Source organism: Kitasatospora sp. NPDC057015 (assembly GCF_042673745.1).
Taxonomy (GTDB): Bacteria; Actinomycetota; Actinomycetes; order Streptomycetales; family Streptomycetaceae; genus Kitasatospora.
Map to the genome: position 1 here is coordinate 12,590 of NZ_JBHUSG010000057.1, position 22,175 is coordinate 34,764.

Below are 22,175 nucleotides of genomic sequence, written 5' to 3' on the forward strand. Positions count from 1 at the left end.
GCTGTCCGGCGCTGTCCGGAGTCCGTGGGCCCGGCGGACGGGGCGCGGGCTTGATCGGCGGGCGCGGGACCGCGGCCGCCCGTCGTCCTGCTACCTGCGCCCTGGACCGCTGCTGCCGGCACCGCCATCGGCCATACCGCCACCCGCGGTGCCGGTGCTGCCACCGGCGCCGGCGGTGGCAGCACCGGCGGTGGGTGTGCCGGCGGCGGGTGCGCCGCTTGTCGAGGCGGCGCTCGCCGACGCCGTGCCCGCGGTCGGGCCGGTCGCGGCCGGGCCGCCCGGGCGGGTGCGGGCCTCGCGGCGGTCGTGGTCGGGGCTGCCCGGCCGACGGGCGCCCGGAGCCGGTGGGGCGGTACGGTCCGCCCGATCCAGCAGCACCTCGTCGATCCGCTCGGTCGGCAGGCGGTCGCCGACCGAGTCGGTCGCAGCGATCATCAGCTCGCCGGCCAGCTCGATCTCGTCGAGGGCCGTGTGGTCGTGGCCGCCGTCGCGGCCGCCCGAGGTCGACACCACCTGCACCACCCCTTCAGCGCCCTGCCTGCCACCGGGATGCTCCCCCGGCCCTCGGTACGGGGGACACCCACCCGACCGGAGGCCGGGGGAGCGGCAGCCACCCGCCGTCCAGCCTAGGCATTTCGGAGCCCGGCCACATGGCACGGACGGGCCATCTCGGTGCGGCCGAAACGGGTGGGCCGCCGCTTCGGCACCGCTGCCCGTCCCGGTCGGGCCCTACCGCCGCGTCACCCGCGCGACCGGGCCGACGGTGGCGCCGGGTGCTCACTTCGGGGGCTCGGTCGGGTTCATCGAGTAGATGTCGCCGGCGGCCGGCTCCGCGGCGTCCACCGGCTTGCCGAAGTCGCTGAGCGAGGTGGTGGAGGTGACCCTGACCTGGTCCTTCGCCTCCTTCGAGCCCGCGACACCGGCGAAGGTGAACACCTCGACGACCTTGTGCAGCCGGCCCTGCTGGTCCAGCCAGGCGTCGTAGGGGACCTCCTTGACCGTGAAGGTCTGCGCCGCCATCCGCAGCCCGTCCGCCCCGCGCCCGCCGGTGGCCTCCGCGGCCTTGGCCAGGTCCAGCGTGCCCCGGTAGTGCTTCAGGGCCACCCCGCCGACCGTCTCGGCCCCGACCAGTTCGGCCTTCTGCGCTCCGCGCAGGGCCCCGGCGGCGCCGGCCGGATCGGTCGCGCCGCTGCTCACCAGGTTCCCGTCGGGCAGCTGGCGGACGTCCAGCTTGACCCACTTGCCGGCGGGCACCTTCGCCCCGCTGTTCTGCAGGTAGACGATGCCGGGCAGGACCACCTCGACGATCTTCCCGGTGGTGGCGGCCCCGGGCGGGACGGCCACCTCCAGCCGGCCGATCCGCCGGACGTAGTCGTACCCGCCGACGCCGGTGAACGCGGCCTTCTTCTCGCCGGACTCGGTGACCAGCTCGGTGGCCGCGTGGGCGGAGCCCGTCCGGCCGGTGATGTCCGCCGCGGCCCGCACGGCGGTCAGCGGGTCGGCGGCGAGCTGGTCGGCCGAGCTGTCCTGCCGACGGTCCGCGGCGCCGGACCCGCCCGAGCAGGCCGCGAGGCCGGTGAGGGCGGCGGCGAGCGCCACCGCCGTGGCCGCCGACCGCACGTGCGGCAGCAGCTGGCTCTGGTTCGGCATCTTCATTCTCGCGACAACCCCCTCGGGCCCGACTGCCCGGCAAGCCCCCACCCCCGGTGGGCAGAGCTCTTTCCGGACAAACGAGTTGAGGTCCGGCGGGTTACGCGGGAGCCGGCGCACTCGGAACGTCGCGCGCCGGGTGCGAGGCGCGTTACGGTGAGCCACGTGCACAGTGAGCTGCCGGCCTCCCCCGGCACGGCCCAGATGCCCGATCACCGCGTGGAGATCACCGAGCGCGGTTCCTTCTGCTTCGCGGGCTGCAGCTGCGGGTGGTTCCGGCCCGCGCGACGCTCCCGGGAACTCGCCAGGCGAGAGGCCGCGGAACACCTGGAGGAGAACACCGCCCCCGAGTCCTGACCACCCCCGAGTCCTGACCGTCGCCGCGACCTGAGTGCCACCGCGACCCGATTGCCACCGCGTGCCGAGCCGAGCGCCGGGCGCCGCAGGCCCCACGAAGGGTGCTGGCGGGGCCGCGGGGCCCGCGCAGGCGTCGCCGGCCGCCGTCGCGGAGCGGCGGGCCGCCGAGCCGCCCAGGCGGCCTCAGGCGGCGAGATCCGGCTCCCGGGTCGGCTCCTCGGCCGGTACCCGCCCGGCGACGGCCCCACGGCGCCGGCCGCCGCCGCGCGGGGCGCCCCCGCCCCGCCGGGCAGCCACGACGAGCGGCGCCGCCCGGGTCCGCGCCACCGCGTGGCACAGCGGCACCAGCACGGCCATCGCGATCGGCGCCAGCAGCAGCACCACCGCGGTCGCCAGCGCGAAGCCGCCGATCACGTCCGTCGGGTAGTGCACGCCCATGAACATCCGGCAGAAGCCCTGCAGCAGCGCCAGCCCCCCGGCGATCCAGCCGAGCCGCCGGTTCACCAGGAACAGCGCGACCGCGATCCCCATCGACATCGTCGAGTGGTCGCTGACGAAGGAGTGGGTGCCCTCCTTCCCGGCCACCAGGACGTCCAGTCCGGTGTGGTCCACGAAGGGCCGCGGCCGGTTCACGATCGCGGCGATCGGGAGGTTGGCCAGCTCGGCGACGGTGACCGCCAGCGGGGCCCAGAGCAGCCCGGCCACGGCCACCGGGGCGTCCGGGCGCCGGCGGGCCTGCAGCCAGCCGGTGAGGCAGAGCGCGGCCAGGCCGAGCAGGATGCCGTACTCGCCGACCCAGGAGACCAGCGAGTCGAGCCAGCCGGGAGAGGACTTGGCCAGCCCGTTGACGGCGTAGAGCAGACCGAGATCGGGGTCGCTCGTGTCGGCACGTGGCATCGGCACGCCGCACCTCCTCCTGCTCCGCTGAAACCTGCGGTCCCGGCCGGGGTCGGCCCAGCTCAGGAAGCTGACACGGAACCACCGGACACAACGTCACCACCGGCACACAGGGTTCCACGGGAACGCAGGGTTATGGAAACTTGACTCGCCGTCCACCGTGCGCTCACACCGTGCGCGGCGGCCCGCGTCAGGTCTTCGCTGGCGATTGACCCGGGCGGCCGGCCGCCGCGGCCCGCGCGGCCGGGCTCGCCGACGTCGGCCCGCCGGTCGGGGCCGGGGTGCCGCCGCCGCCCTGGTCCGGCTCCGTCGCCGGCCCACCGGTGATGTTCCCGTCCGCGCCGCGGACCGGCAGGGCGCCGGCGCCGTCGGAGGTCACCCGGGTCGCGCCGATGTACTCCCTGGTGTCGATCTTGTCGTAGCGGATCACCGCGCCGGTGTGCGGAGCGTCGATCATGTAGCCGCCGCCCACGTAGATCCCGACGTGGTGGATGCTGCGCGGGTCGTTCAGGTCGGTGGCCCAGAACACCAGGTCGCCCGGGCGCAGCTGGTCGCGCGAGGGGTGCGGCCCGGCGTACCACTGGTCGTTGGCGACCCGGGGCAGCGTGATGCCCACCGACGCGTACGCGGCCTGGGTGAGCCCCGAGCAGTCGAAGCGCCCGCCCTGCGAGGGCAGCCCCTCACCGCCCCACAGGTAGGGCGTGCCGAGCACGTTCTGCGCGAAGTAGATCGCCCCGGCGGCCTGCGGGGAGACCTCCACCGCGGCGGTCGGCGCGGTGAAGCTGCGGGCCAGCGTCGAGATGTTGCGGACGTACCCCTGGGTCTCCCGGTACGGCGGCACCCCGCCGTACTTGATCACCGCGTACGGGCCGGCGTTGTAGGCGGCGAGCAGGTTCGCCTGGCCGTCCCCCGGCACGTTCGCGACCTCCCGGGCCAGCGCGCAGTCGTAGGTGGCGGCGGAGGCGATTGCATCGGCCGGGTCCCAGATGTCCTTCTTGCCGTCCTTGTTCGCATCCACCCCGTACGTCGCCCAGGTGCTCTCCAGGAATTGCGCCATCCCATAGGCCTTCGCCGGACTGCGGGCTGACGGATCGAAACCGCTCTCCTGATACAGCTGCGCCGCGAGCATCGGCGGGGAGATCTCCGGGCAGAGCGAGCCCCACTCCTGGATCAACCCCTGGTAGGCCGCCGGCACGGTGCCGGCGGAGAGCGCGGCCCGCGAACCCTGACGCTGCGGCGTACCGCTCGCCGCATACGTTCCGAAGGTCACCAGCCCGACGAACCCGACGAGTACAACTCCCGTAGCAGCGGCGGCCGTACCGGCCTTCCGGAGTACCATCAGCACCATCCCGACGAGTCGTCAGTCGAAGTGTCCCGGAAGGCGTTGCTCAGCGCAATCATCAGAGATACAAAGAGTGAGCGCTATCCTTCGTACGGTGGACATCCTGGCGTACGTGTCCCATGCCTCACGACCAATCCACGAGAAGTAGCCAAGTCGACAGCAGATCTGGCCAAGAATAGGTACCGGCCCTTCGCGCAGGTGGGGTCGAGGGCCTTGAATTTGCCTGATCGGGCGGTGAGATGGAAATGAACCTGAGCAGCGTGGACAGTATCGCGATCGGCCACCTGGCCGAGGACCCACCCAAAAAGGCCAATATCGACACCATCATCGGAGGGATCGCCCCGGACTGGGGGCCGTTCGCCACACTCGGGTCGGAGGCCCGCGTGATGGTGGAGGTCGTCATGGCCGTGGCCATCCTGGCCTGCCTCGCGCTCGCGGTCTGGGGTGCGGCCAAGCAGCGGATCGGTGCCACCGCGATGCGCGACTCCTTCGGCGCCGAACAGGGCAAGGGACTGATCATCGCCGGGTTGACCGGCGTGTTCATCATCGGATCACTGGGCACCCTGTTCACCATTGTGTACGGCATGGCCATCTGACGATCGGACAAGCAGCCCGCCGGCCGGCCCCACCGGCCGCGGGGAGCGCGTCCGGCCGCAGGCGGCCGGCAGCAACCGGCAGGGGCCGCCAGGACCCCCGCCGGGGATCCACCCCGCTCTCCCTCACCCGCGCGCTCCCCGCCCCGCCCACGGGCCGGAGGCCCGCCGGGCCGGAGGGGCCCAACGGAGCCGCCACCCGGCTCCCCGCACCAGGAGGGCCGCCGTGCCGTCGTCCGACGACCAGCCGCACACCCGTACACGGCTACCGGTCGCCGAACAGTCCTCCTACCAGTCGGGCGGCCGTCAGGCCCGGCCGGTGCGCACCCTGCTGACCGTCCTCCTGGTGGTCACCCTGCTGGTCCTGGCCATCTCGATCGCCAACCGCGGCAAGTCCGACCCCGGCGCCGCCGCGCCGACCTCCGCCGACCGCGCGAACGCCTCCGCCGCCCCGGACGGGGCCGGCCCCCCGCCCAGCGGCGAACAGCCGGTCGGCACCACCGCCAACGGGATCGCCAACGGCTTCCCGCACACCGACCAGGGCGCCCAGTCGGCGGCGGCCAACTACGCCGTGGCGATCGGCTCCGCGGACATGTTCCGCGCCGACGCCCGCCACACCATCGTGGCCACCATCGCGGACCCGGCGGCCCTCGCGGGGCTGCAGAGCCGACTGGACCAGGGGTTCGGCGGCGACACCGCCGCCCACTACGGCCTCGACGCCCAGGGCAAGGCCCCCAAGGGACTGACCTTCGTCAGCCGCACCGTCCCGGTCGGCACCAAGCAGCTCAGCCGGACCGACGGCGACGCCAAGGTCGAGGTCTGGTCCACCGGCCTCACCGGCCTGGCCGGCGAACGGTCCACGCAGCCGGTCGTGCAGAACTGGTTCACCCTCACCCTCAGCCTGCGCTGGACGGGTGAGGACTGGAAGCTCAGCGACTTCGCCCGTAAGCAAGGCCCTGCTCCCCTACCCGCGGACCAGCAGGCCGCCACCGCCGAGGAGATCACCGGTGCCGTCCAGCAGTTCGGAGGCTTCCGCTATGCCCGCTGACGGATGGCGTCGGTCGAGCCGGGCGACAGCCGGGGCACTCCTCGGCCTTGTCGCGGCGATGCAGTGCTGGGCGATGACCTTCGCTCAGCGGGTCTCTGCCGAGCCTTCTCCCACTCCCTCTGCGACGTCCAGTGCGAACAACTGTGATGTCCTTCCCCTCCCCGGGAGCGACGTCTACTGCGCCTCGCAGGGCGGTGGCACCTCCCTCCCCGGCAGCGGCACCGTCGGCACCGTCACCGACCCGCTCGGCTCGCTCGCCAAGGGCTGCGCGCAGGCCGCCGCGTGGGTGGTGCGCAAGCTGTCGGGCGCGATCGACGGGACGACGCAGGTGGACTTCACCAACGCGTCGTTCCTGCAGCAGTACGCGGTGGTCTTCGCCGGTTCGACGATCATCACGCTGGTCCTCTGGCTGCTGGCGGTCACCAAGCGGGCCGTCCGCGGGGCCCCGCTGACGACGGCGATCGGCGAGGCGATCGGGTTCCTGTGGCTGACGGTGGTGGCCTCGGCCTTCACGCCGCTGATCCTGTTCACCGTGGTCAGTGCCACCGACGGGCTCACCAAGGCGATCGCGGTCGGCACCAAGTCGGACACCGGCACGTATCTGGGCGGGTTCGCGGACACCCTGGAGAAGGGTGACATGGGCGGCGGGCCGCTGATCCTGATCATCGTGTCGCTGGTGGCGGTGCTGGCCGCCGCGGTGCTCTGGATCGAGCTGCTGATCCGCGCCGCGATGCTGTACGTCGGGGCGCTGCTCGGTACCGCGGTGTACGCGGGCCTGGTGGACAAGGAGCTGTGGAAGCACGTCCGCCGGTGGGCCGGGCTGATGGTGGCGGTCGACCTGGCGAAGCCGATCATCGTGATCATCCTCGGTCTGGCGGGGGCGGTGGCGAGCGGCGCCGGCGCCACCGACGACTTCGCGCGGGTGCTGTCGGGGCTGGCGATCCTGTTCCTGTCGATCTTCGCGAGCGCGGCGGTGTACCGCTTCGTGCCGGGCTTCGGCGACGAGATGGTGAACATGCGCAACGCGCGGGCCGGTGCGGTGTCGGCCGGCTCGGCGATGATCAACGGTCCGGCGAACCTGGTGAAGCAGGGCATCAGCACCCACGGGTCGCGCGGTGGTCCGCAGGCGGCCAACGCCTCCGGGGGCGCCGGTGGCGGTTCGGTCGCCCCGGGCATCGCCGCGCACGGTTCTCGTACCGCGGCTCCGCCGCAGCAGGCGGGGCCGCCGGCTCCGAGCCGCGACATCAATCCAGCGAAGGGAGGGTGACGGGTAAGTGAGCAGTGACCAGCTCGGCCAGTACGGTGGCCAGTACGGCCAGTCGTACGTGCACCAGCGCCGCACCTATCTGATCGGCAAGGCCCGCCCGAACGCGCCGATCGGTCGCAACCGGGAGTCCGGGGAGATCGTCCTGATCATCTTCGGGGCGTTCCTCGGGATGCTCTGGGGCCTGCTGATGCCCATCCTCTCGTTGCGGATCGCGGGCCTGGTCGGGCTGCCGTTGCTGGCCATCATGGCGGTGTACGTGCCGTACCGCCGGCGGACGTTCTACAAGTGGGTCGAGATCAACCGCACCTACCGGCGGACGGCGCGCAGCGGGCGCGGGCTTTGGAAGTCGGACGTGATCGACGCGGGGACCCGGCTGGACGGCCGGGAGGTCGAGGTCGGTCCACCGCCGGGGGTGGGCCGGCTGCGCTGGCTGTCGGCGCCGTTCGGTCCGGACGAGGTCGGGGTGCTGATGCACCTGGAGCGGCGGACGGTGACGGCCGCGATCGAGATCGAGGGCCCGGGCGTCGGCCTGCGCGACTCCGAGGACCAGGAGGCGCTGGTCGACCGGTTCGGCACGCTGCTGAAGCACGTCGCCAACGGGGACGGCTTCGTGACCCGGCTGCAGATCCTGGCCCGTACGCTGCCGGCCGACCCCGACGCGCACGCGAAGGACGTCGAGCGCCGGGGTGACCACGACGCGCCGCGCTGGCTGCAGGACTCCTACGACCAGCTGCAGTCGATGGTGTCGACCTCCTCGGAGCAGCACCGGGCGTACCTGGTGGCCTGCATGCACTACACCCGTGACCTGGCGGCCGAGGCGCACGCGATGGGGCGGACGGCCACCGGCAAGCGGGCCCGGGACGACGAGGGGCTGGCGGCCGTGATGGCGCGCGAGCTGACCGACATCTGCGCCCGGCTGGCGGAGGCCGACATCAGGGTCCGGCAGCCGCTGGGCCAGGCCCGGCTGTCCTCGCTGCTGCACTCGATGTACGACCCGGACCACCCGATCGACCACATCCAGGCGATGTCGCGCCGCAACGCGTGGCCGGCGGAGCTGGACGCCACCCATCCGCAGTTCCTGACCGCGAAGACCCGGGAGTCGGCGACCCGTGAGCCGTGGTGCCACGCCACGGCGTGGATCAAGGAGTGGCCGCTGACGCCGGTGGGCGTCAACTTCCTGGCGCCGCTGCTGGTGCACACGCCGGACGTGATCCGGACGGTGGCGGTCACGATGGACCTGGAGCCGACCGACGTCGCGATCGAGCGGATGCTCACCGAGAAGACCAACGACGAGGCGGAGGCGAGCCGCGCGGCGAAGATGAACCGTACGGTCGACCCGCGGGACCTGGCGCACACCGGCCGGGTGGACCAGCGCGGCGACGACCTGGCGTCGGGCGCGGCCGGGGTGAACCTGGTCGGGTACATCACGGTGTCCTCGCGCAATCCGGAGGCGCTGGCCCGTGACAAGCGGACCATCCGGGCGTCGGCGGGCAAGAGCTACCTGAAGCTGGAGTGGTGCGACCGCGAGCACCACCGGGCGTTCGTCAACACCCTCCCGTTCGCCACGGGCATCCGCCGCTGATCCACGTACCGACCCCCCGGAGGCAGGCCCGCCATGGCAATCGGCAATCTCACCGACTCGTTCACCAGCCTGATGTTCGGCAAGGTGGAGACCACCCGGCTGCCCGTGCGGACCTCCACCGGGCAGGCGCAGGCCGTCTACCTGCCCACCGCAGCCCCGGGGTTGGGCGACTCGGGCGTGATCATCGGCCGGGAGGTGTACAGCGGGAAGGGGTACGTCTACGACCCGTTCCAGCTGTACGGGCAGCAGCTGCCGGCGCCGCACTGGCTGGTGCTGGGGGAGTCCGGCAACGGCAAGTCGGCGCTGGAGAAGACGTACGTGCTGCGCCAGTTGCGGTTCCGCGACCGCCAGGTCGTGGTGCTCGACGCGCAGGGCGAGGACGGCGTGGGCGAGTGGAACCTGATCGCCAACGCGCTGGGCATAAAGTCGATCCGGCTGGACCCGATGGCGGCCCGCGACGGCGGGGTGAAGCTCAACCCGCTGGATCCGGCGATCACCACCACCGGCCAGCTGTCGCTGCTGCGCACGATCATCGAGGTGGCGATGGGCCGCGGGCTGGACGAGCGGGCCGGGTTCGCGCTCAAGGCCGCGCACGCCCACGTGCTGGCGAACGTGACCGGCCGCCAGCCCGTGCTGGACGACATCATCAACACCCTGCGCAGCCCCGACCTCTCCTCGGTGGAGTCGCTGGGCGTCGCCGTGGACGAGGTGCAGGCCTGGGGCCTGGACGTGGCGCTGGTGCTGGACCGGCTGGTCGACGGTGACCTGCGCGGGATGTTCGACGGGTCGACCACGGACGGCATCGACCTGGACGCCCCGCTGATCGTCTTCGACCTGTCGCACATCGACCGGAACTCGATCGCGATGCCGATCCTGATGGCGATCGTCGGGGTCTGGCTGGAGCACACCTGGATCCGTCCGGACCGGAAGAAGCGGATCTTCCTGGTCGAGGAGGCCTGGCACATCATCAACAGCCCCTTCGTGGCCCAGCTGTTCCAGCGGTTGCTGAAGTTCGGCCGGCGCCTCGGGCTGTCGTTCGTGGCGGTGGTGCACCACCTGTCGGACGTGGTGGACGGCGCGGCGGCGAAGGAGGCCTCGGCGATCCTGAAGATGGCCTCCACCCGGACGATCTACATGCAGAAGGCCGACGAGGCGAGAGCCACCGGCCGGGTGCTGGGCCTGCCGCGCTGGGCCGTGGAGATCATTCCGACGCTGTCGCCCGGTATCGCGGTGTGGGACGTCAACGGCAACGTGCAGGTGGTGAAGCACATCATCACGGAGGCGGAGCGCCCGCTGGTGTACACCGACCGGGCCATGACCGAGGACGCGGTGGCGGAGCGGGTCCGGGCGGAGCGCCAGCTGGCCGCCGAGCCGGGGGTCTGAGGCCCCCGCTCCCGGGGGCGGGTTCAGCGGACGGCGGGCGTCCGGCGGGAGGGCCGGGCGGTGGCGGCGGCGAGGGCGCCGAGCAGTCCGGTGGCGGCGACGAGGGCCTGGACGTAGCCGTGGTAGGGCCACCAGGAGGTCCAGGCGGCGACCGCGACGGCGCCGAACACGCTGGTGAGTCCGAGCCCGAAGACCCAGCCTTCGGCGCCCGGGCGTCCGCGCCGCACCCGGAGGGTGGCCACGGTGCACAGGGCGCCGAGGACCAGGGCGGGAAGGGCCACGGCCGCGGTGACGACGAGGACGAGGGCCAGCGAGACCTGGCCCTCGCCGGTGATCTCCCCGCGTTCGTCCGTCCCGGTGAGGAGTTGGGAGAGGGTCTGCACGGCGTAGGCCAGCAGGCCGAGGCCGGGCAGGCCCCAGAGGGCCGCCAGCGTGCCGGGCAGCCACGGGCTGACGCGCGGGCCGGCCGGGCCGGGTGCCGTGCCGGGTGCCGGGATCGGTGCCGGGGTCGGTCCGGTCGGGTTCATGGGGTCCGCTCGTCTCTCGTGGTCCGGGTCCGTGTTCGGGGCACCACGGTAACGCCCGTGTCCAGGCCCGCACCTGAGTGCGCGTACCCGGGTCTCACCGTCCGGGAACCCGAGTTGGCACCCCCAGGTCGGCAACAGGAAACCCTCTCGTTACGTCCAGGGTCCTGACAGCTACGCGCGTTGACTCTAGGCTGCACAGGTCACGAGCAACATCGCCGCCAGCCCGGCCCCGCCCACCGCGGGGCCCTCCAGGTGCAGGGGAACCCTCATGCCCATTGCCGGTCGGACCGGTAGTGACCTGCTGAACAGCGGGTCCAGGACTGTCAGATACCGCCGGACGGCGCTCGCCGTCGTCGCGGCCGCCGGCCTGTTCGGCACCGTGCTGGTGCCGACCGCCGCCCAGGCGGCGGACCGTCACAAGCTGGCCAACCTCCAGCTTCTGGCGATCAACGACTTCCACGGCAACCTGGAGGCCCCGGCGGGCTCCTCCGGGACCGTCAAGGAGATCGACCCGGCCACCGGCAAGGAGGTCGCCACCCCCGCGGGCGGCATCGAGTACCTCGCCACCGCGCTGCGCCAGGCCCGCATCCCCGCCGACGACTCGATCACGGTCGCGGCCGGTGACATCGTCGGCGCCAGCCCGCTGACCTCGGCCCTCTTCCACGACGAGCCGACCGTCGAGGCGATGGACAAGCTCGGCCTGGACGTCACCGCGGTCGGCAACCACGAGTTCGACGAGGGCGCCACGGAGCTGCTGCGCCTGCAGAACGGCGGCTGCCACCCGGTCGACGGCTGCTACGAGGCGGGGCGCAAGTTCAAGGGCGCCAACTTCAACTACCTCGCGGCCAACGTCACCAACGAGAAGACCGGCAAGCCGATCCTGGCCCCGTACTGGGTGACCAAGTCCCAGGGCGTCAAGATCGGTTTCATCGGCGCCACCCTGGAGGGAACGCCGAACATCGTCACCGCCGAGGGCGTCAAGGGCCTCAAGTTCGGCGACGAGGTCGAGACGATCAACAAGTACGCCGCCGAGCTGAAGAAGCAGGGCGTCAACTCGATCGTCGCGCTGATCCACGAGGGCGGCTTCCCGGCCAGCTCGGTCTACAACTACGACTGCGGCGCGGCCGGCCAGGGCATCTCCGGGCCGATCGTCGACATCGCCAAGCAGCTCGACCCGGCGATCGGCGCGATCGTCACCGGTCACACCCACAACGCGTACGCCTGCACCATCCCGGACCCGCAGGGCGTGCCGCGTTCGGTGACCAGCGCGGCCTCCTTCGGCCGCCTCTACACCGAGATCGACCTGCAGCTCGACAAGACCACCGGCACCATCGTGCGCCCGACCGTCAAGGCCGAGAACCACGTGGTGCGGCGCACGCTGGAGAAGGCGCCGGACATGACGGCCCTGATCGCGCACTACTCGGCGCTGGCCGCCCCGATCGCGAACCGCCCGCTCGGCTACATCGCGGCGGACGTCAACGGCCGTGGCAGCAGCGCGCTGGAGAAGCCGCTCGGTGACGTGATCGCCGACGCCCAGCTGGCCGGCCTCTCGCCCGCCGACAAGGGCGGCGCGCAGATCGCCTTCATGAACCCCGGCGGTATCCGCTCGGACCTCGTCTACAAGGCCTCGGGGGCCGAGGGCGACGGCGTGGTGACCTACGGCGAGGCGTTCACCGTCCAGCCGTTCACCAACATGATGCAGGTCAAGACGCTGACCGGGGCGCAGGTCGTCCAGCTGCTCCAGCAGCAGGTGAGCGGGCTCAACGAGGCCGCGCCGAAGATCCTGCAGAGCTCCAAGGGCCTGACCTACACCCTGGACATGCGCAAGACCGGCGCGGCCCGCCTCGTGGTGGACAGCGTCAAGCTGAACGGCGCCCCGATCGACCAGGCCGCGGCCTACCGCGTCGCGGCCAACGAGTTCCTGGCCGGCGGCGGCGACGGCTTCCCGGCCTTCGCGGCCGGCACGGACAAGCTGGTCGGCGCCTCGGACCTGGACCTCTTCGCGGCGTACCTCGGGGCGAACAGCTCCGCGGCCGCCCCGCTGGCGGTCCCGGCCCAGGACCGGATCACGATCATCGGCCCGGGCACCGACATCGACTGACCCACCTGCCGTACGGGACGGGCGGGGTGCCTCCGGGCACCCCGCCCGTTCGTCGTTCCCCGCCCGTGCGCCAGTCCCGGACAGGCCCTAGGGGGCGACCGGTTCACCCGGCAACCGGACGGTGGCCTGGGCCCCCGGGCCGCCGTCCCTGGCCGGGCCGAGCGAGACCTCGCCGCCCGCGTCCCGGACGGACTGCGCGACGATCGACAGCCCCAGGCCCGAGCCCGGCAGCTGACGGGAGGACGGCGAGCGCCAGAAGCGGTCGAACACGTACTGAAGTTCGTCCTGCGGGATGCCCGGCCCGTGGTCCCGGACGGTCAGCAGGCCCTCGTGCAGCCGTACCTCGACCACGCCGCCGGGCGGGCTGTACTTCACCGCGTTGTCCAGCAGGTTGATCACCGCGCGCTCCAGGGCCGCGCCGTCCCCGTGGACGTACCAGGGGGCGATGTCCAGCTCGAAGACCAGACCGGGACCGCGCAGCCGGGCCCGGTCGACGGCGCGTCCGGCGATCTCGTGCAGGGCGACCACGGCCACGTTCTGGCCCGGCTTGGGGGAGTCCGGGCGGGAGAGCTGGAGCAGGTCGCCGATCAGCAGGGTGAGTTCCTGCATCTGCGCCTTCATGTTCCCGAGCAGCTTGGTACGGGTGGCCTCCGGTAGCGGGCGGCCGGTGTCGTTGCTGCGGATCAGCAGGTCGACGTTGGTCCGCAGCGAGGTCAGCGGGGTGCGCAGCTCGTGCCCGGCGTCGGCGATCAACCGGGTCTGCCGGTCGCGGGAGTTGGCCAGCGCGGTGCTCATCGAGTTGAACGAGGTGGACAGCCGGGCGATCTCGTCGTTGCCGCTGACCGGGATGGTGGTGCCCACCTCCTCGGTCCGGGCGATGTGCTCGACCACGTCGGTGAGGTCGTCGACGGGCTTGAGCGCGGAGCGGGCGATCAGGCGGCCGGTGAAGCCCGCCCCGACGACGCCGAGGGCTGCCACGATGCCGAGGAACAGGGCGAGTTGGCGCATGGAGTCCTGGACGGCGTCGACCGGCAGGGCGGTCAGGTAGACGTACCTGTTGCCGGTGTTCTGGTCGACGAGCCCGTTCAGGCGCACCATCGCGGGCGTGCCGTCGACGTAGGTGCCGCTGCGGTAGACGAACTTGCCGGGGGCCAGGTCGAGCGCGTCGAGGTCGGACGCCTGCATGGTGATGGCCTTGGGCTGGGACTGCGGCGTGAGGCAGACCTGGCCGGTCGGGCTGTACAGCTGGGTGCTGGCCGGATTCGCCCCGCGGGGGGCGCCCCCGCCGGGGAAGGGACGGTTGGTCTCCGCGGCCTTGGCGCCGGCCTCCGCCTTCGCCTGCGCCGCCGCGGGGGAGGAGGCGCAGTAGCCGAGCCCGCCGTTTCCGCGCGCGGCCTCGATCGGGTCGGGCGCGGGCGTGACCCGGGCCTGGGTGAGGTTCTGCCTCACCTGCTGGTACAGCTTCTGCTCGACGATGAACCAGCACGCCAGCGCCGACAGCGCGATCGCCACGGCCACCGCGAGCGCGGTGAGCGCCGCCAGCCGGCTGCGCAGCGAGCGGCCCCGGTACCACTGCGCCAGGCGCCGCCGCAGCGTGCGCCGGGGCGGGTGGACCAGTGGCGGCGGCAGCGCCGGTGTCGGTGGGCTCATGGGCTCGTTCACGCAGCGACGCCAGCGGCCGGCCGCAGGGCGTAGCCGACGCCGCGGACGGTCTGGATGAGCCGGGGCATTCCGCCCTGCTCGGTCTTGCGGCGCAGGTACATCACGTACACGTCGAGGGAGTTGGAGGACGGTTCGAAGTCGAAGCCCCAGACGGCCTTGAGGATCTGCTCGCGGGTGAGGACCTGTCGGGGGTGGGAGAGGAACATCTCCAGCAGCATGAACTCGGTGCGGGTGAGTTCGACGGGCCGGCCGTCGCGGGTGACCTCGCGGGTCGCGGTGTTCATCCGCAGGTCGGCGAAGGCCATCACCTCGCTGTCGTCCTCGGCGACGACGGCGCGCGCGGCGGCTTCGGTGGCGAGGGCGTTGCGCCGGAGCAGGGCGCGGACGCGGGCGAGCAGTTCGTCGAGTTCGAAGGGCTTGGCGAGGTAGTCGTCGGCGCCGACGTCGAGGCCGGTGACGCGGTCGCCGACGGCGTCGCGGGCGGTGAGCATCAGGACGGGTGCGGTGTCGCCGCGCGAGCGCATCCGGCGGACGGCGGTGAGGCCGTCCATCCGCGGCATCATGATGTCCAGCAGGACGAGGTCGGGCTTGTCGCGTTCCACGGCGTCGAGGGCCTCGTAGCCGTCGGTGGCGGTGGTGACCTCGTAGCCCTCGAAGGCGAGGCTGCTCTCCAGCGCGTCCCGCAGGGCCGGCTCGTCGTCGACCACGAGGAGGCGGGCGGTGGAGGACCCGGCCTCGGCGGCGGTGCGGTCGTCGGCGGGGGGAGTCATGGGCGCTTGCCCTCTCTCGTCGTGGTGCTCTTGGCTGTCGGCGTCGGTGGTGCTGCTGCTGGAGAGGCCGCCGGCCGGGACGCGGCGGGCGGCCGGGTGGGCCGTGCGGTGCCCCGTGGGGCAATTGTCCTGCTACACGTTCTGCCCCGCCTCCAGCTTGGGCAGCACCTGCTTGATGTCGTTGATCGGGATGGCGAAGCCGAGGCCGACGCTGCCGGCGGTGCCGGAGTCGGCGGTGGAGTCGGCGCCGCCGGCCGAGTACATCGCGGAGTTGATGCCGATCACCTGGCCGCTCGCGTTGATCAGCGGGCCGCCGGAGTTGCCGGGGTTGAGGGCGGCGTCGGTCTGGAAGGCCTTGTAGGTGGTGCTGTCCCCGGCCGAGCCGCCGGAGCCGTTCGAGCCCTGGCCGCTCCGGCTGCCGGGCAGGTCGGGGAACCCGAAGCCGCCGTTGCCGCTGGTGGAGCCCTCGTCGAGCTGGACGGTGACCTCGCGGTTCTCGGCGCTGATGATGCCGGAGGTGACGGTGCCGGTGAGGCCCTCGGGGTTGCCGATGGCGACGACGGAGTCGCCGACCGCGACCTGGCCGGAGTCGCCGAGGGTGGCGGGGGTGAGGTTCTTCGCGCCGGAGGCGGTGATCACGGCGACGTCGAGGGACTTGTCGGTGCCGGTGACGGTCGCGGTCGCGGTGCTGCCGTCCTTGAAGGTGACGGTGGCGGTGCCGCCGCCGGCGGCGCCGGAGATCACGTGGTAGTTGGTGAGGATCCGGCCGCTGGTGTCGAGCACGACGCCGGTGCCGGTGGCGGTGCCGCCGGAGGTCTTCACGCTGATCTGGACGACGCTCGGCGAGACGGCGGAGGCGATCGCGGCGACGTCGGCGCTGCCGTCGGAGCGGGCGGAGACGGGGCTGGCGATGGTCGCCGCCGCGGAGCTGGAGCCGCCGCGCTCACCGACGGCTATCGCACCGCCGGTGACCCCGCCGAGGACGGCGGCGACGGCCGCCACGGCGGTGACGAGCGCGAGCCGTCCGCGCAGCAGGCCGCGCCGGGCGTGCCCGCCGGAGGGCGGCGGCGTCCCGGGGGAGGGGGTGCCGTCGTGGGGGGTGCCGGGCGGCGGCGCCGGCGGCCCGTCGAAGGCGCCGCCGGAGTGGTCCTCGACGTACCGGTGGGGGACGACGGTGCCCTCGACGACCTGCGGCCGGCTCTCGGGCCGTCCGCCGCCGGCCGGCCCGCCGGCGGGGTGCGTGCCGCCGTCCGGGGCGGGCGTGGTCGGCGGGTGGCCGGGCATCGGCGGGTTCCAGCCCGCGTAGCCGTGCGAGGGGGTGCCGCCGGTCTCGGTGCTGCGCTGCTGGTCGCTCATGTGACCAACGTCCGCCCGCCGGATGAAGGTTTGATGAGAGGCGGCTCAGAACGGCCAGAGAAGCCCGTTGACTTCTCATAAAGGCTGGTCAGGCCACGACGTTACGCCTGCGTGGGCGTCCCGCAGCCGCACGAGCGGCGAACGACCAGGCGGGACGGGAACTTGCGGACCCGCTCGGTGTCGGAGCCGGGCACCATCAGCGAGTCGTCCAGGACGAGCTCCACGGCGGCCCGCGCCATCGCGTCGCGGTCGGAGGCGACGGTGGTCAGCGGCGGGTCGGCGAGGGCCGCCTCGGGGACGTCGTCGAAGCCGGCCACCGCGAGGTCCTCGGGGACGCGCAGGCCGACCTCGCGGGCGGCCCGCAGGACGCCGATCGCCTGGTCGTCGGTGGAGCAGAAGATGGCGGGCGGCCGGTTCGGGGAGCGGAGCAGCTCCACGGCGACCTCGTACGCGCCGTAGCGGTGGAAGGGCGCGTCGATCAGGTACTGCTCGGTGGGCAGGCCGTGCGCGTCCATCGCCCGCTGCCAGCCCTCGACGTGGTCGATGACCGGGTCGCCGGGGGCGGGGGACTCCACCGGGCCGCCGAAGCAGGCCACGTACGGGACTTCGTGAACCTCCAGCAGGTGGCGCACCGCGAGTTCGGCGCCGCCCACGTCGTCGGTCACCACCGCGACGTCGTCGATCGCCTCGGGGCGGCGGTGCAGCAGCACGACCTTCGCCCCCTCCATGGCCGCGAACTCCTCGGCGGCGCGCTGGGAGGGGCCCTGGCTGACCAGGATCAGGCCGGAGACGCGCATCCCGAGGAAGGCGCGGACGTAGTGCACCTCGCGGTCGTCCACGTAGTCGGAGTTGCCGATCAGGACGAGCTTGCCGCGGTCGGAGGCGGCCCGTTCCACGGCGTGCGCCATCTCGGCGAAGAACGGCTGCCGGGCGTCGGGGACGACCATGCCGATCAGGTTGGTGCGGCGGGAGGCCATCGCCTGGGCGACGCTGTTCGGCCGGTAGCCGAGCTGCTCGATCGCCGCGAGCACCTTCTCCTTGGTCGCGGGCGCGACAGGGCGCGGCCCGTTGTTGATCACATAGCTGACGACCGCGGTCGAGGTTCCAGCCAGTCGGGCTACATCGTCGCGCGTCACTTTGGCCACGTGCGGAGTCTACGCGGGTGGCGTCGGCCGGGCACGAGGGGTGGGGCCTACCGGCGGGTACCGGTTTCACGCTCCGGGTGCTATCCGGACAAGCCGGGCGGGGGAGCCCGCCCGGCTCGGGCTCAGGCCTCCAGTGCGGCGGTGGAGCGCTGCTCCAGGCCGGGGCGCTCGCCCTTGTCCGGTTTCTCGGGCACCACGAAGCGGTAGCCGACGTTGCGGACGGTGCCGATCAGCTGCTCGTGCTCGACGCCCAGCTTGGCGCGCAGCCGACGGACGTGGACGTCCACGGTGCGGGTGCCGCCGAAGTAGTCGTAGCCCCAGACCTCCTGCAGCAGCTGCGCCCGGGTGAAGACCCGGCCGGGGTGCTGCGCGAGGTACTTGAGCAGCTCGAACTCCTTGAAGGTGAGGTCCAGGACCCGGCCCTTGAGCTTGGCGGAGTAGGTCGCCTCGTCGACCGAGAGGTCGCCGTTGCGGATCTCCATCGGGCTGTCGTCGGACACCACCTGGAGCCGGCCCATGGCGAGCCGCAGCCGCGCCTCGACCTCGGCGGGCCCCGCCGTGTCGAGCAGCACGTCGTCGACGCCCCACTCGGCGGTGACGGCGGCCAGGCCGCCCTCGGTGACGACCAGGATCAGCGGGCTGCCGATGCCGGTGGAGCGCAGCAGCTGGCAGAGGCTGCGGATCTGCGGGAGGTCCCGCCGGCCGTCGACGAGTATGACGTCGGCGCTGGGGGTGTCGACCAGGGCCGAACCCTCGGCCGGTGCCACCCGAACGGTGTGCAGCAGAAGGCCCAGCGCGGGCAGCACCTCAGCGGAGGGCTGCAGTGCGTTGGTGAGAAGAAGAAGAGAACTCATACCCGGTAGTCCCCTTTCCGGGTCGTCGCGGTCGCGTTGCGGCTGCCGCCACAGCCGGATGGCGCATGTGCAGGGAAGGTGCCGTGCGCCGCGCGCCCCGGGTTGGGGGGAGCCGGGCGACGGGTGGGAGAGGGAGCGTTCGCCAGGATCGATCCGGAGGATTCGCCGGCGCGCACGGCAGTACGGGGCGCGCGCCAGGAGTCCCGCAACCCCTGATGCTCCGTTACTGCCCTGCTCATCCCGCGAACCTTCCGGTCTGTTCCGGTACCGGGCGGCGGCCCGGAGCCGGTTCCGACGCCCCGGCCGGCTGCTCGCACCTCGTTGTGCGGCGGTGGCGGGGCGGTCCTGCGACTGGCCGGCGGGGGTGGGCCGTCGGCACTCGCAGGAACGTCCGTACTGGCGTCCTGAAAGCACAAAAGGACCCGGGGGCGACTCTGCCCGGATCCCTTACGCCATGAGAATAGCCGACCACGTCCCGCATAGGGAGGCCCCGGAAGGGCCTGTTCCGCCACTTCGGGCAACCGGCGGGTGACTCCCGCCACAACGCGGCGCCCGACCGGGGGTGCCACCGGCCAGGGCGATTGCCGCTCGGACCGGCGGACAGGCCATCATGGAAGGGACATCGGCCGCACCCGTACGCGTACACCTTTCGAGTGGGTGACAGGCCGTCCCCGACGGGGACCGGGGCCGGACGACCGAAACGTTTCGAGCACCACGAGGAGGGGTTGCCATGGCTGCGACCACCGAGCCCGCCAGCGGCCCGGTCCCGACCGGGACACCGGTCGGCGGGACGATCCGCTACTGGGCGGCCGCGAAGGCGGCGGCCGGAGTGGCCGAGGAGCCCTACCGGGCCGCGACCCTGGCCGAGGCGCTGGACGGCGTCCGGCAGCGGCACGCCGACCTGCCGCGGCTGCTCCAGGTGCTCGGGCACAGCTCCTTCCTGGTGGACGGCACGCCGGTGGGCGGCCGCGACCACGCCTCGGTCGCCCTCACCGAGGGCGGCACCGTCGAGGTCCTCCCCCCGTTCGCGGGCGGGTGAGCGGCGTGAGCGAGGCCCACCCGAACGGCACCCCGTACCCGCCCGTCGCCGGGCAGGCGTACGGGCAGCAGCCGCACGACCCGCAGCAGCCCTACGACCCGCGGTCGCCGTACCCGGCGCAGCCGTACACACCGGTCGAGCCCCAGGCGGGGCAGGCCCACCCCGGGCAGCCCTACGGGCAGCCGCAGCAGCCGTACCAGGGCGAGCCGTACTGGCAGGCCCCCGGCGAGGCCCCCGCGTCGCACCAGCAGCCGCAGCCGCAGCAGTACCCGCAGTCGTACGAGGCGCAGCAGCCGTACGAGCAGCCGCAGCCCTACGCCGGCCAGCCCGCCGAGCAGCCGTACGAGCAGTCCTTCCTGCAGCAGGCCTTCACCGGCCAGCCGTCGGCCGGGCAGGCCTACCCACCGGCGGAGCCCGCGCCGTACGCGCCGCAGGGCGGTCACCCGTCCGGGCCGGCGCAGCAGGCCTTCCAGCAGCCGTACGCCCAGCAGCCGCCCGTCCAGCCGCCGTTCTCGCAGCCGCTCCCGCACGAGTTCCCGCACCAGGAGCCCGGCCGGCCGCCGGTACCGCCCGGTCCGCCGAGCCCGCCGCGGTCCGTCCCGCCCGCGCCCTCGGCGGCTCACCGGACGGGCTCGCCGATCATCGAGCCGGGTCTGCAGCCCGCGCTGATCACGGCCGGGGTGGCGGCGCTGCTGGCCGGCGGCGCCGCGCTGGGCAGCGTGCCGCTGGCGCTGACGGTGGTGCTGCTCCAGGTGCTGACGGCGGCCGGCTGGTTCCGGCTGAACGGCATGTGGCCCGCCCGGCAGGGCATCGCGCTCGCGGCGCTGGCCGGGTTCACCGCCGACGCGGCGGTGCTGCTCGCGCACGGGGACGCGAAGGCGGCGGCCGTGGTGGGCACGCTCGGCGGGTTCTTCCTGCTGGTGCTGGTGCTGCAGACGTTCCGGCCGTCCGACCCGGCGGAGCGGTTCTACGCGCTGACCGTGCTCGGGTCGGCGACCGTGGTGACGGTGCTGTGCGCGGCGCTGCTGGTCGCGGCGTGGGTGCCGGCCGCGATGGCCGCCGTGGCGCTGGCGACGGTGCTGGCGGCGCTGCCGCTGCCGGCGCCGAAGGTGGTCGCGCCGGTGCTGGGCCTGCTGGTCGCGGCCGGTTTCGGTCTGCTGGTCGGCGCGCCCGCCGCGCTGGGGGCGCTCGCCGCCGTCGGCGCGCTGGTCGGGCGCCGGGTGGCCGCGTACGACTGGCCGTCCCGGTTCGTGCACATGACGGCGGGGGTGGCGCTGCCGCTGGCGGTGGCCTCGCCGCTGATCTGGATCGGCAGCCGCCTGCTCGCCGGCTGACCGGACCCGGGCCCGGGCGGGGAGTCCGCGCGGGCCCGGGTGCGGAACCATGGCACCGGGCCGTACGTCCGTATGGCCGTACGTCCGTGGGTCCGTGGCGGGTTGAGGGGAGCGACGATGCGTGGCTGGCTGAAGCTGACGGTCGGGCTGGTGGTGGTCTCGGGCCTGCTGGTGGGCGCCGACCGGATCGCCGTCGGTCTGGCCGAGGACGAGGCCGCCGACCAGCTGGTGAGCAGCGGCCGGCTGAGCCAGCGCCCGCAGGTGTCGATCGAGGGCTTCCCGTTCCTCACCCAGGTGCTGTCGATGAAGCTGGACGACGTCCGGCTCTCGGCGGACGACCTGGTCGTCGGCGACGGCCGGCAGCAGGTCGAGCTGCACTCGTTCAAGGCGAAGCTGTCGGGCGTCGAGGTGAGCGGCAGCTTCACCAGTGCCACCGTGGCCCGGGGCAGCGGAGACGGCCTGATCACCTACGCGGACCTCGCCAAGCTGCTGCCCGAGGCCTCCAAGCTGGTGCCCGGCGCGGGCAGGCTCGTCCCGGGCGGCACCCGGCTCTCGCTCTCCTACGGCGGGCCGGGCAAGGTCAAGGCCTCGCTGGGCCCGGTGGCGGTCGGCGAGGGCGCGGTGCACAACGAGGGGAACACCGTGACGGCGGACGGCTTCCAGCTCAGCGGGATCGCGTCGATGCTGAACGGGGTCACCAACCAGGCGATCGGCCCGGTGAGCTTCACGCTGAACGACCTGCCGGCCGGGCTGAAGCTGGCGAGTGCGGTGCCGCAGCCGGACGGCCTGCGGCTGACCTTCAGCGGGACGGGAATCAAGCTGATCGGCTGAAGCCGATCGACCGATCCCGCCGTCGCCCGGGGGCCGCTCCGCTCGCCACCCCTCTCGGCACCCCTCCCCCGATCTCCCGTACCGCTCCGCGAGACGCGCTGTCCAGGGCAGCCGCGCGGAGCGGTGTCGTTTGCGCCTGTGGAGAGCTCGGGGCGGCCCGTGCGCCGCTCCCGCAAGCCATGAAACCCTCAAATCTCAGGATCCGAACTAAATCGTCTCAGTATTCGACACGCTAATGACATCAGGGGCTCCCTGTCCCTAGCATCGTCTGCATGAAGCGACAGACGGACCTCACGAAGCGGCGGGCGGTAGACCTGTGCCGCGTGTCCGCCTGTCTGTGTCGAATGCGCTAACTGGGCGGTCTTGTCGGGCAGTTCCCGCCCGTCGCCCCTCTCCGGTGACCTGGCCCGGCACAATGACGCCGGCCGTCCCCCTTC

At 73.0% G+C, this 22,175-nt stretch carries 21 protein-coding genes; 11 read left to right on the forward strand and 10 right to left on the reverse strand.

Annotated features, from left to right (window positions below; genetic code table 11):
- Positions 1-90: 90 nt before the first annotated feature.
- Positions 91-513, reverse strand: a complete 423-nt coding sequence (locus ACFTWP_RS35555; protein ID WP_380269183.1) for a hypothetical protein — start codon at positions 511-513, stop codon at positions 91-93.
- A gap of 264 nt (positions 514-777) precedes the next feature.
- On the reverse strand, positions 778-1,650 hold the full coding sequence (locus ACFTWP_RS35560; RefSeq protein WP_380269184.1) for a hypothetical protein: 873 nt from the start codon (positions 1,648-1,650) through the stop codon (positions 778-780).
- A 165-nt stretch (positions 1,651-1,815) separates the two neighbouring features.
- Between ACFTWP_RS35560 and ACFTWP_RS35565 the strand changes: the two genes are divergently transcribed.
- Positions 1,816-2,007 (forward strand): hypothetical protein, encoded by a 192-nt coding sequence (locus ACFTWP_RS35565; RefSeq protein ID WP_380269185.1) that lies wholly within the window; start codon positions 1,816-1,818, stop codon positions 2,005-2,007.
- 183 nt (positions 2,008-2,190) lie between these two features.
- Here the strand turns inward: ACFTWP_RS35565 and ACFTWP_RS35570 are convergent, their stop codons facing one another.
- Together ACFTWP_RS35570 and ACFTWP_RS35575 are read right to left on the reverse strand one after the other, a co-directional pair.
- Positions 2,191-2,904: a phosphatase PAP2 family protein gene (locus ACFTWP_RS35570; RefSeq protein ID WP_380269227.1), complete on the reverse strand. Its 714-nt coding sequence runs from the start codon at positions 2,902-2,904 to the stop codon at positions 2,191-2,193.
- Between the two features lie 190 nt (positions 2,905-3,094).
- Entirely contained in the window at positions 3,095-4,243 is a 1,149-nt protein-coding gene (locus tag ACFTWP_RS35575; protein ID WP_380269186.1) for an NlpC/P60 family protein, read from the reverse strand.
- Positions 4,244-4,491: 248 nt separating this feature from the next.
- Here ACFTWP_RS35575 and ACFTWP_RS35580 point away from each other — a divergent pair, with 248 nt between their 5' ends.
- From ACFTWP_RS35580 to ACFTWP_RS35600, 5 genes are all read left to right on the forward strand, one after another.
- A complete protein-coding gene (locus ACFTWP_RS35580; protein WP_073926635.1) occupies positions 4,492-4,842 on the forward strand; it encodes a hypothetical protein in 351 nt (116 codons plus the stop codon).
- Positions 4,843-5,065: 223 nt separating this feature from the next.
- A complete protein-coding gene (locus ACFTWP_RS35585) occupies positions 5,066-5,887 on the forward strand; it encodes a hypothetical protein (protein ID WP_380269187.1) in 822 nt (273 codons plus the stop codon).
- Positions 5,888-5,960: 73 nt separating this feature from the next.
- Positions 5,961-7,154, forward strand: coding sequence for a hypothetical protein (locus ACFTWP_RS35590; protein ID WP_380269188.1), 1,194 nt, complete (start codon positions 5,961-5,963; stop codon positions 7,152-7,154).
- A 7-nt stretch (positions 7,155-7,161) separates the two neighbouring features.
- Complete coding sequence (locus tag ACFTWP_RS35595; RefSeq protein WP_380269190.1) at positions 7,162-8,736, forward strand: SCO6880 family protein; 1,575 nt, start codon at positions 7,162-7,164, stop codon at positions 8,734-8,736.
- A gap of 33 nt (positions 8,737-8,769) precedes the next feature.
- A complete protein-coding gene (locus ACFTWP_RS35600; protein ID WP_380269191.1) occupies positions 8,770-10,119 on the forward strand; it encodes an ATP-binding protein in 1,350 nt (449 codons plus the stop codon).
- 23 nt (positions 10,120-10,142) lie between these two features.
- Here the strand turns inward: ACFTWP_RS35600 and ACFTWP_RS35605 are convergent, their stop codons facing one another.
- Positions 10,143-10,646, reverse strand: a complete 504-nt coding sequence (locus tag ACFTWP_RS35605; protein ID WP_380269192.1) for a hypothetical protein — start codon at positions 10,644-10,646, stop codon at positions 10,143-10,145.
- Positions 10,647-10,914: 268 nt separating this feature from the next.
- Between ACFTWP_RS35605 and ACFTWP_RS35610 the strand changes: the two genes are divergently transcribed.
- Positions 10,915-12,747: a bifunctional metallophosphatase/5'-nucleotidase gene (locus ACFTWP_RS35610; protein WP_380269193.1), complete on the forward strand. Its 1,833-nt coding sequence runs from the start codon at positions 10,915-10,917 to the stop codon at positions 12,745-12,747.
- Between the two features lie 87 nt (positions 12,748-12,834).
- Here ACFTWP_RS35610 and ACFTWP_RS35615 read toward each other — a convergent pair whose 3' ends face one another.
- The 5 genes from ACFTWP_RS35615 to ACFTWP_RS35635 form a co-directional block, all read right to left on the reverse strand.
- Positions 12,835-14,397, reverse strand: a complete 1,563-nt coding sequence (locus ACFTWP_RS35615; protein ID WP_380269194.1) for an ATP-binding protein — start codon at positions 14,395-14,397, stop codon at positions 12,835-12,837.
- Between the two features lie 8 nt (positions 14,398-14,405).
- Complete coding sequence (locus tag ACFTWP_RS35620; protein ID WP_380269195.1) at positions 14,406-15,179, reverse strand: response regulator transcription factor; 774 nt, start codon at positions 15,177-15,179, stop codon at positions 14,406-14,408.
- A gap of 132 nt (positions 15,180-15,311) precedes the next feature.
- Positions 15,312-16,535, reverse strand: coding sequence for a S1C family serine protease (locus ACFTWP_RS35625; protein WP_380269196.1), 1,224 nt, complete (start codon positions 16,533-16,535; stop codon positions 15,312-15,314).
- A 101-nt stretch (positions 16,536-16,636) separates the two neighbouring features.
- A complete protein-coding gene (locus tag ACFTWP_RS35630) occupies positions 16,637-17,680 on the reverse strand; it encodes a LacI family DNA-binding transcriptional regulator (RefSeq protein WP_380269197.1) in 1,044 nt (347 codons plus the stop codon).
- Positions 17,681-17,802: 122 nt separating this feature from the next.
- Positions 17,803-18,534 carry a response regulator transcription factor gene (locus ACFTWP_RS35635; protein ID WP_380269198.1) on the reverse strand — a complete coding sequence of 244 codons (732 nt, stop codon included), beginning with the start codon at positions 18,532-18,534 and terminating at the stop codon, positions 17,803-17,805.
- A gap of 730 nt (positions 18,535-19,264) precedes the next feature.
- On the opposite strand from ACFTWP_RS35635, the gene ACFTWP_RS35640 reads away from it, so the two are divergent.
- From ACFTWP_RS35640 to ACFTWP_RS35655, 4 genes are all read left to right on the forward strand, one after another.
- The gene (locus ACFTWP_RS35640; RefSeq protein WP_380269199.1) at positions 19,265-19,573 is read left to right on the forward strand and encodes a MoaD/ThiS family protein; all 309 of its coding nucleotides are present in this window, start codon (positions 19,265-19,267) and stop codon (positions 19,571-19,573) included.
- Positions 19,574-19,578: 5 nt separating this feature from the next.
- Complete coding sequence (locus ACFTWP_RS35645; RefSeq protein WP_380269200.1) at positions 19,579-20,907, forward strand: hypothetical protein; 1,329 nt, start codon at positions 19,579-19,581, stop codon at positions 20,905-20,907.
- Positions 20,908-21,024: 117 nt separating this feature from the next.
- Positions 21,025-21,738: a DUF2993 domain-containing protein gene (locus ACFTWP_RS35650; RefSeq protein WP_380269201.1), complete on the forward strand. Its 714-nt coding sequence runs from the start codon at positions 21,025-21,027 to the stop codon at positions 21,736-21,738.
- Between the two features lie 272 nt (positions 21,739-22,010).
- Positions 22,011-22,091, forward strand: coding sequence for an Ms5788A family Cys-rich leader peptide (locus tag ACFTWP_RS35655; protein ID WP_353652343.1), 81 nt, complete (start codon positions 22,011-22,013; stop codon positions 22,089-22,091).
- The last annotated feature ends 84 nt before the right edge of the window (positions 22,092-22,175 follow it).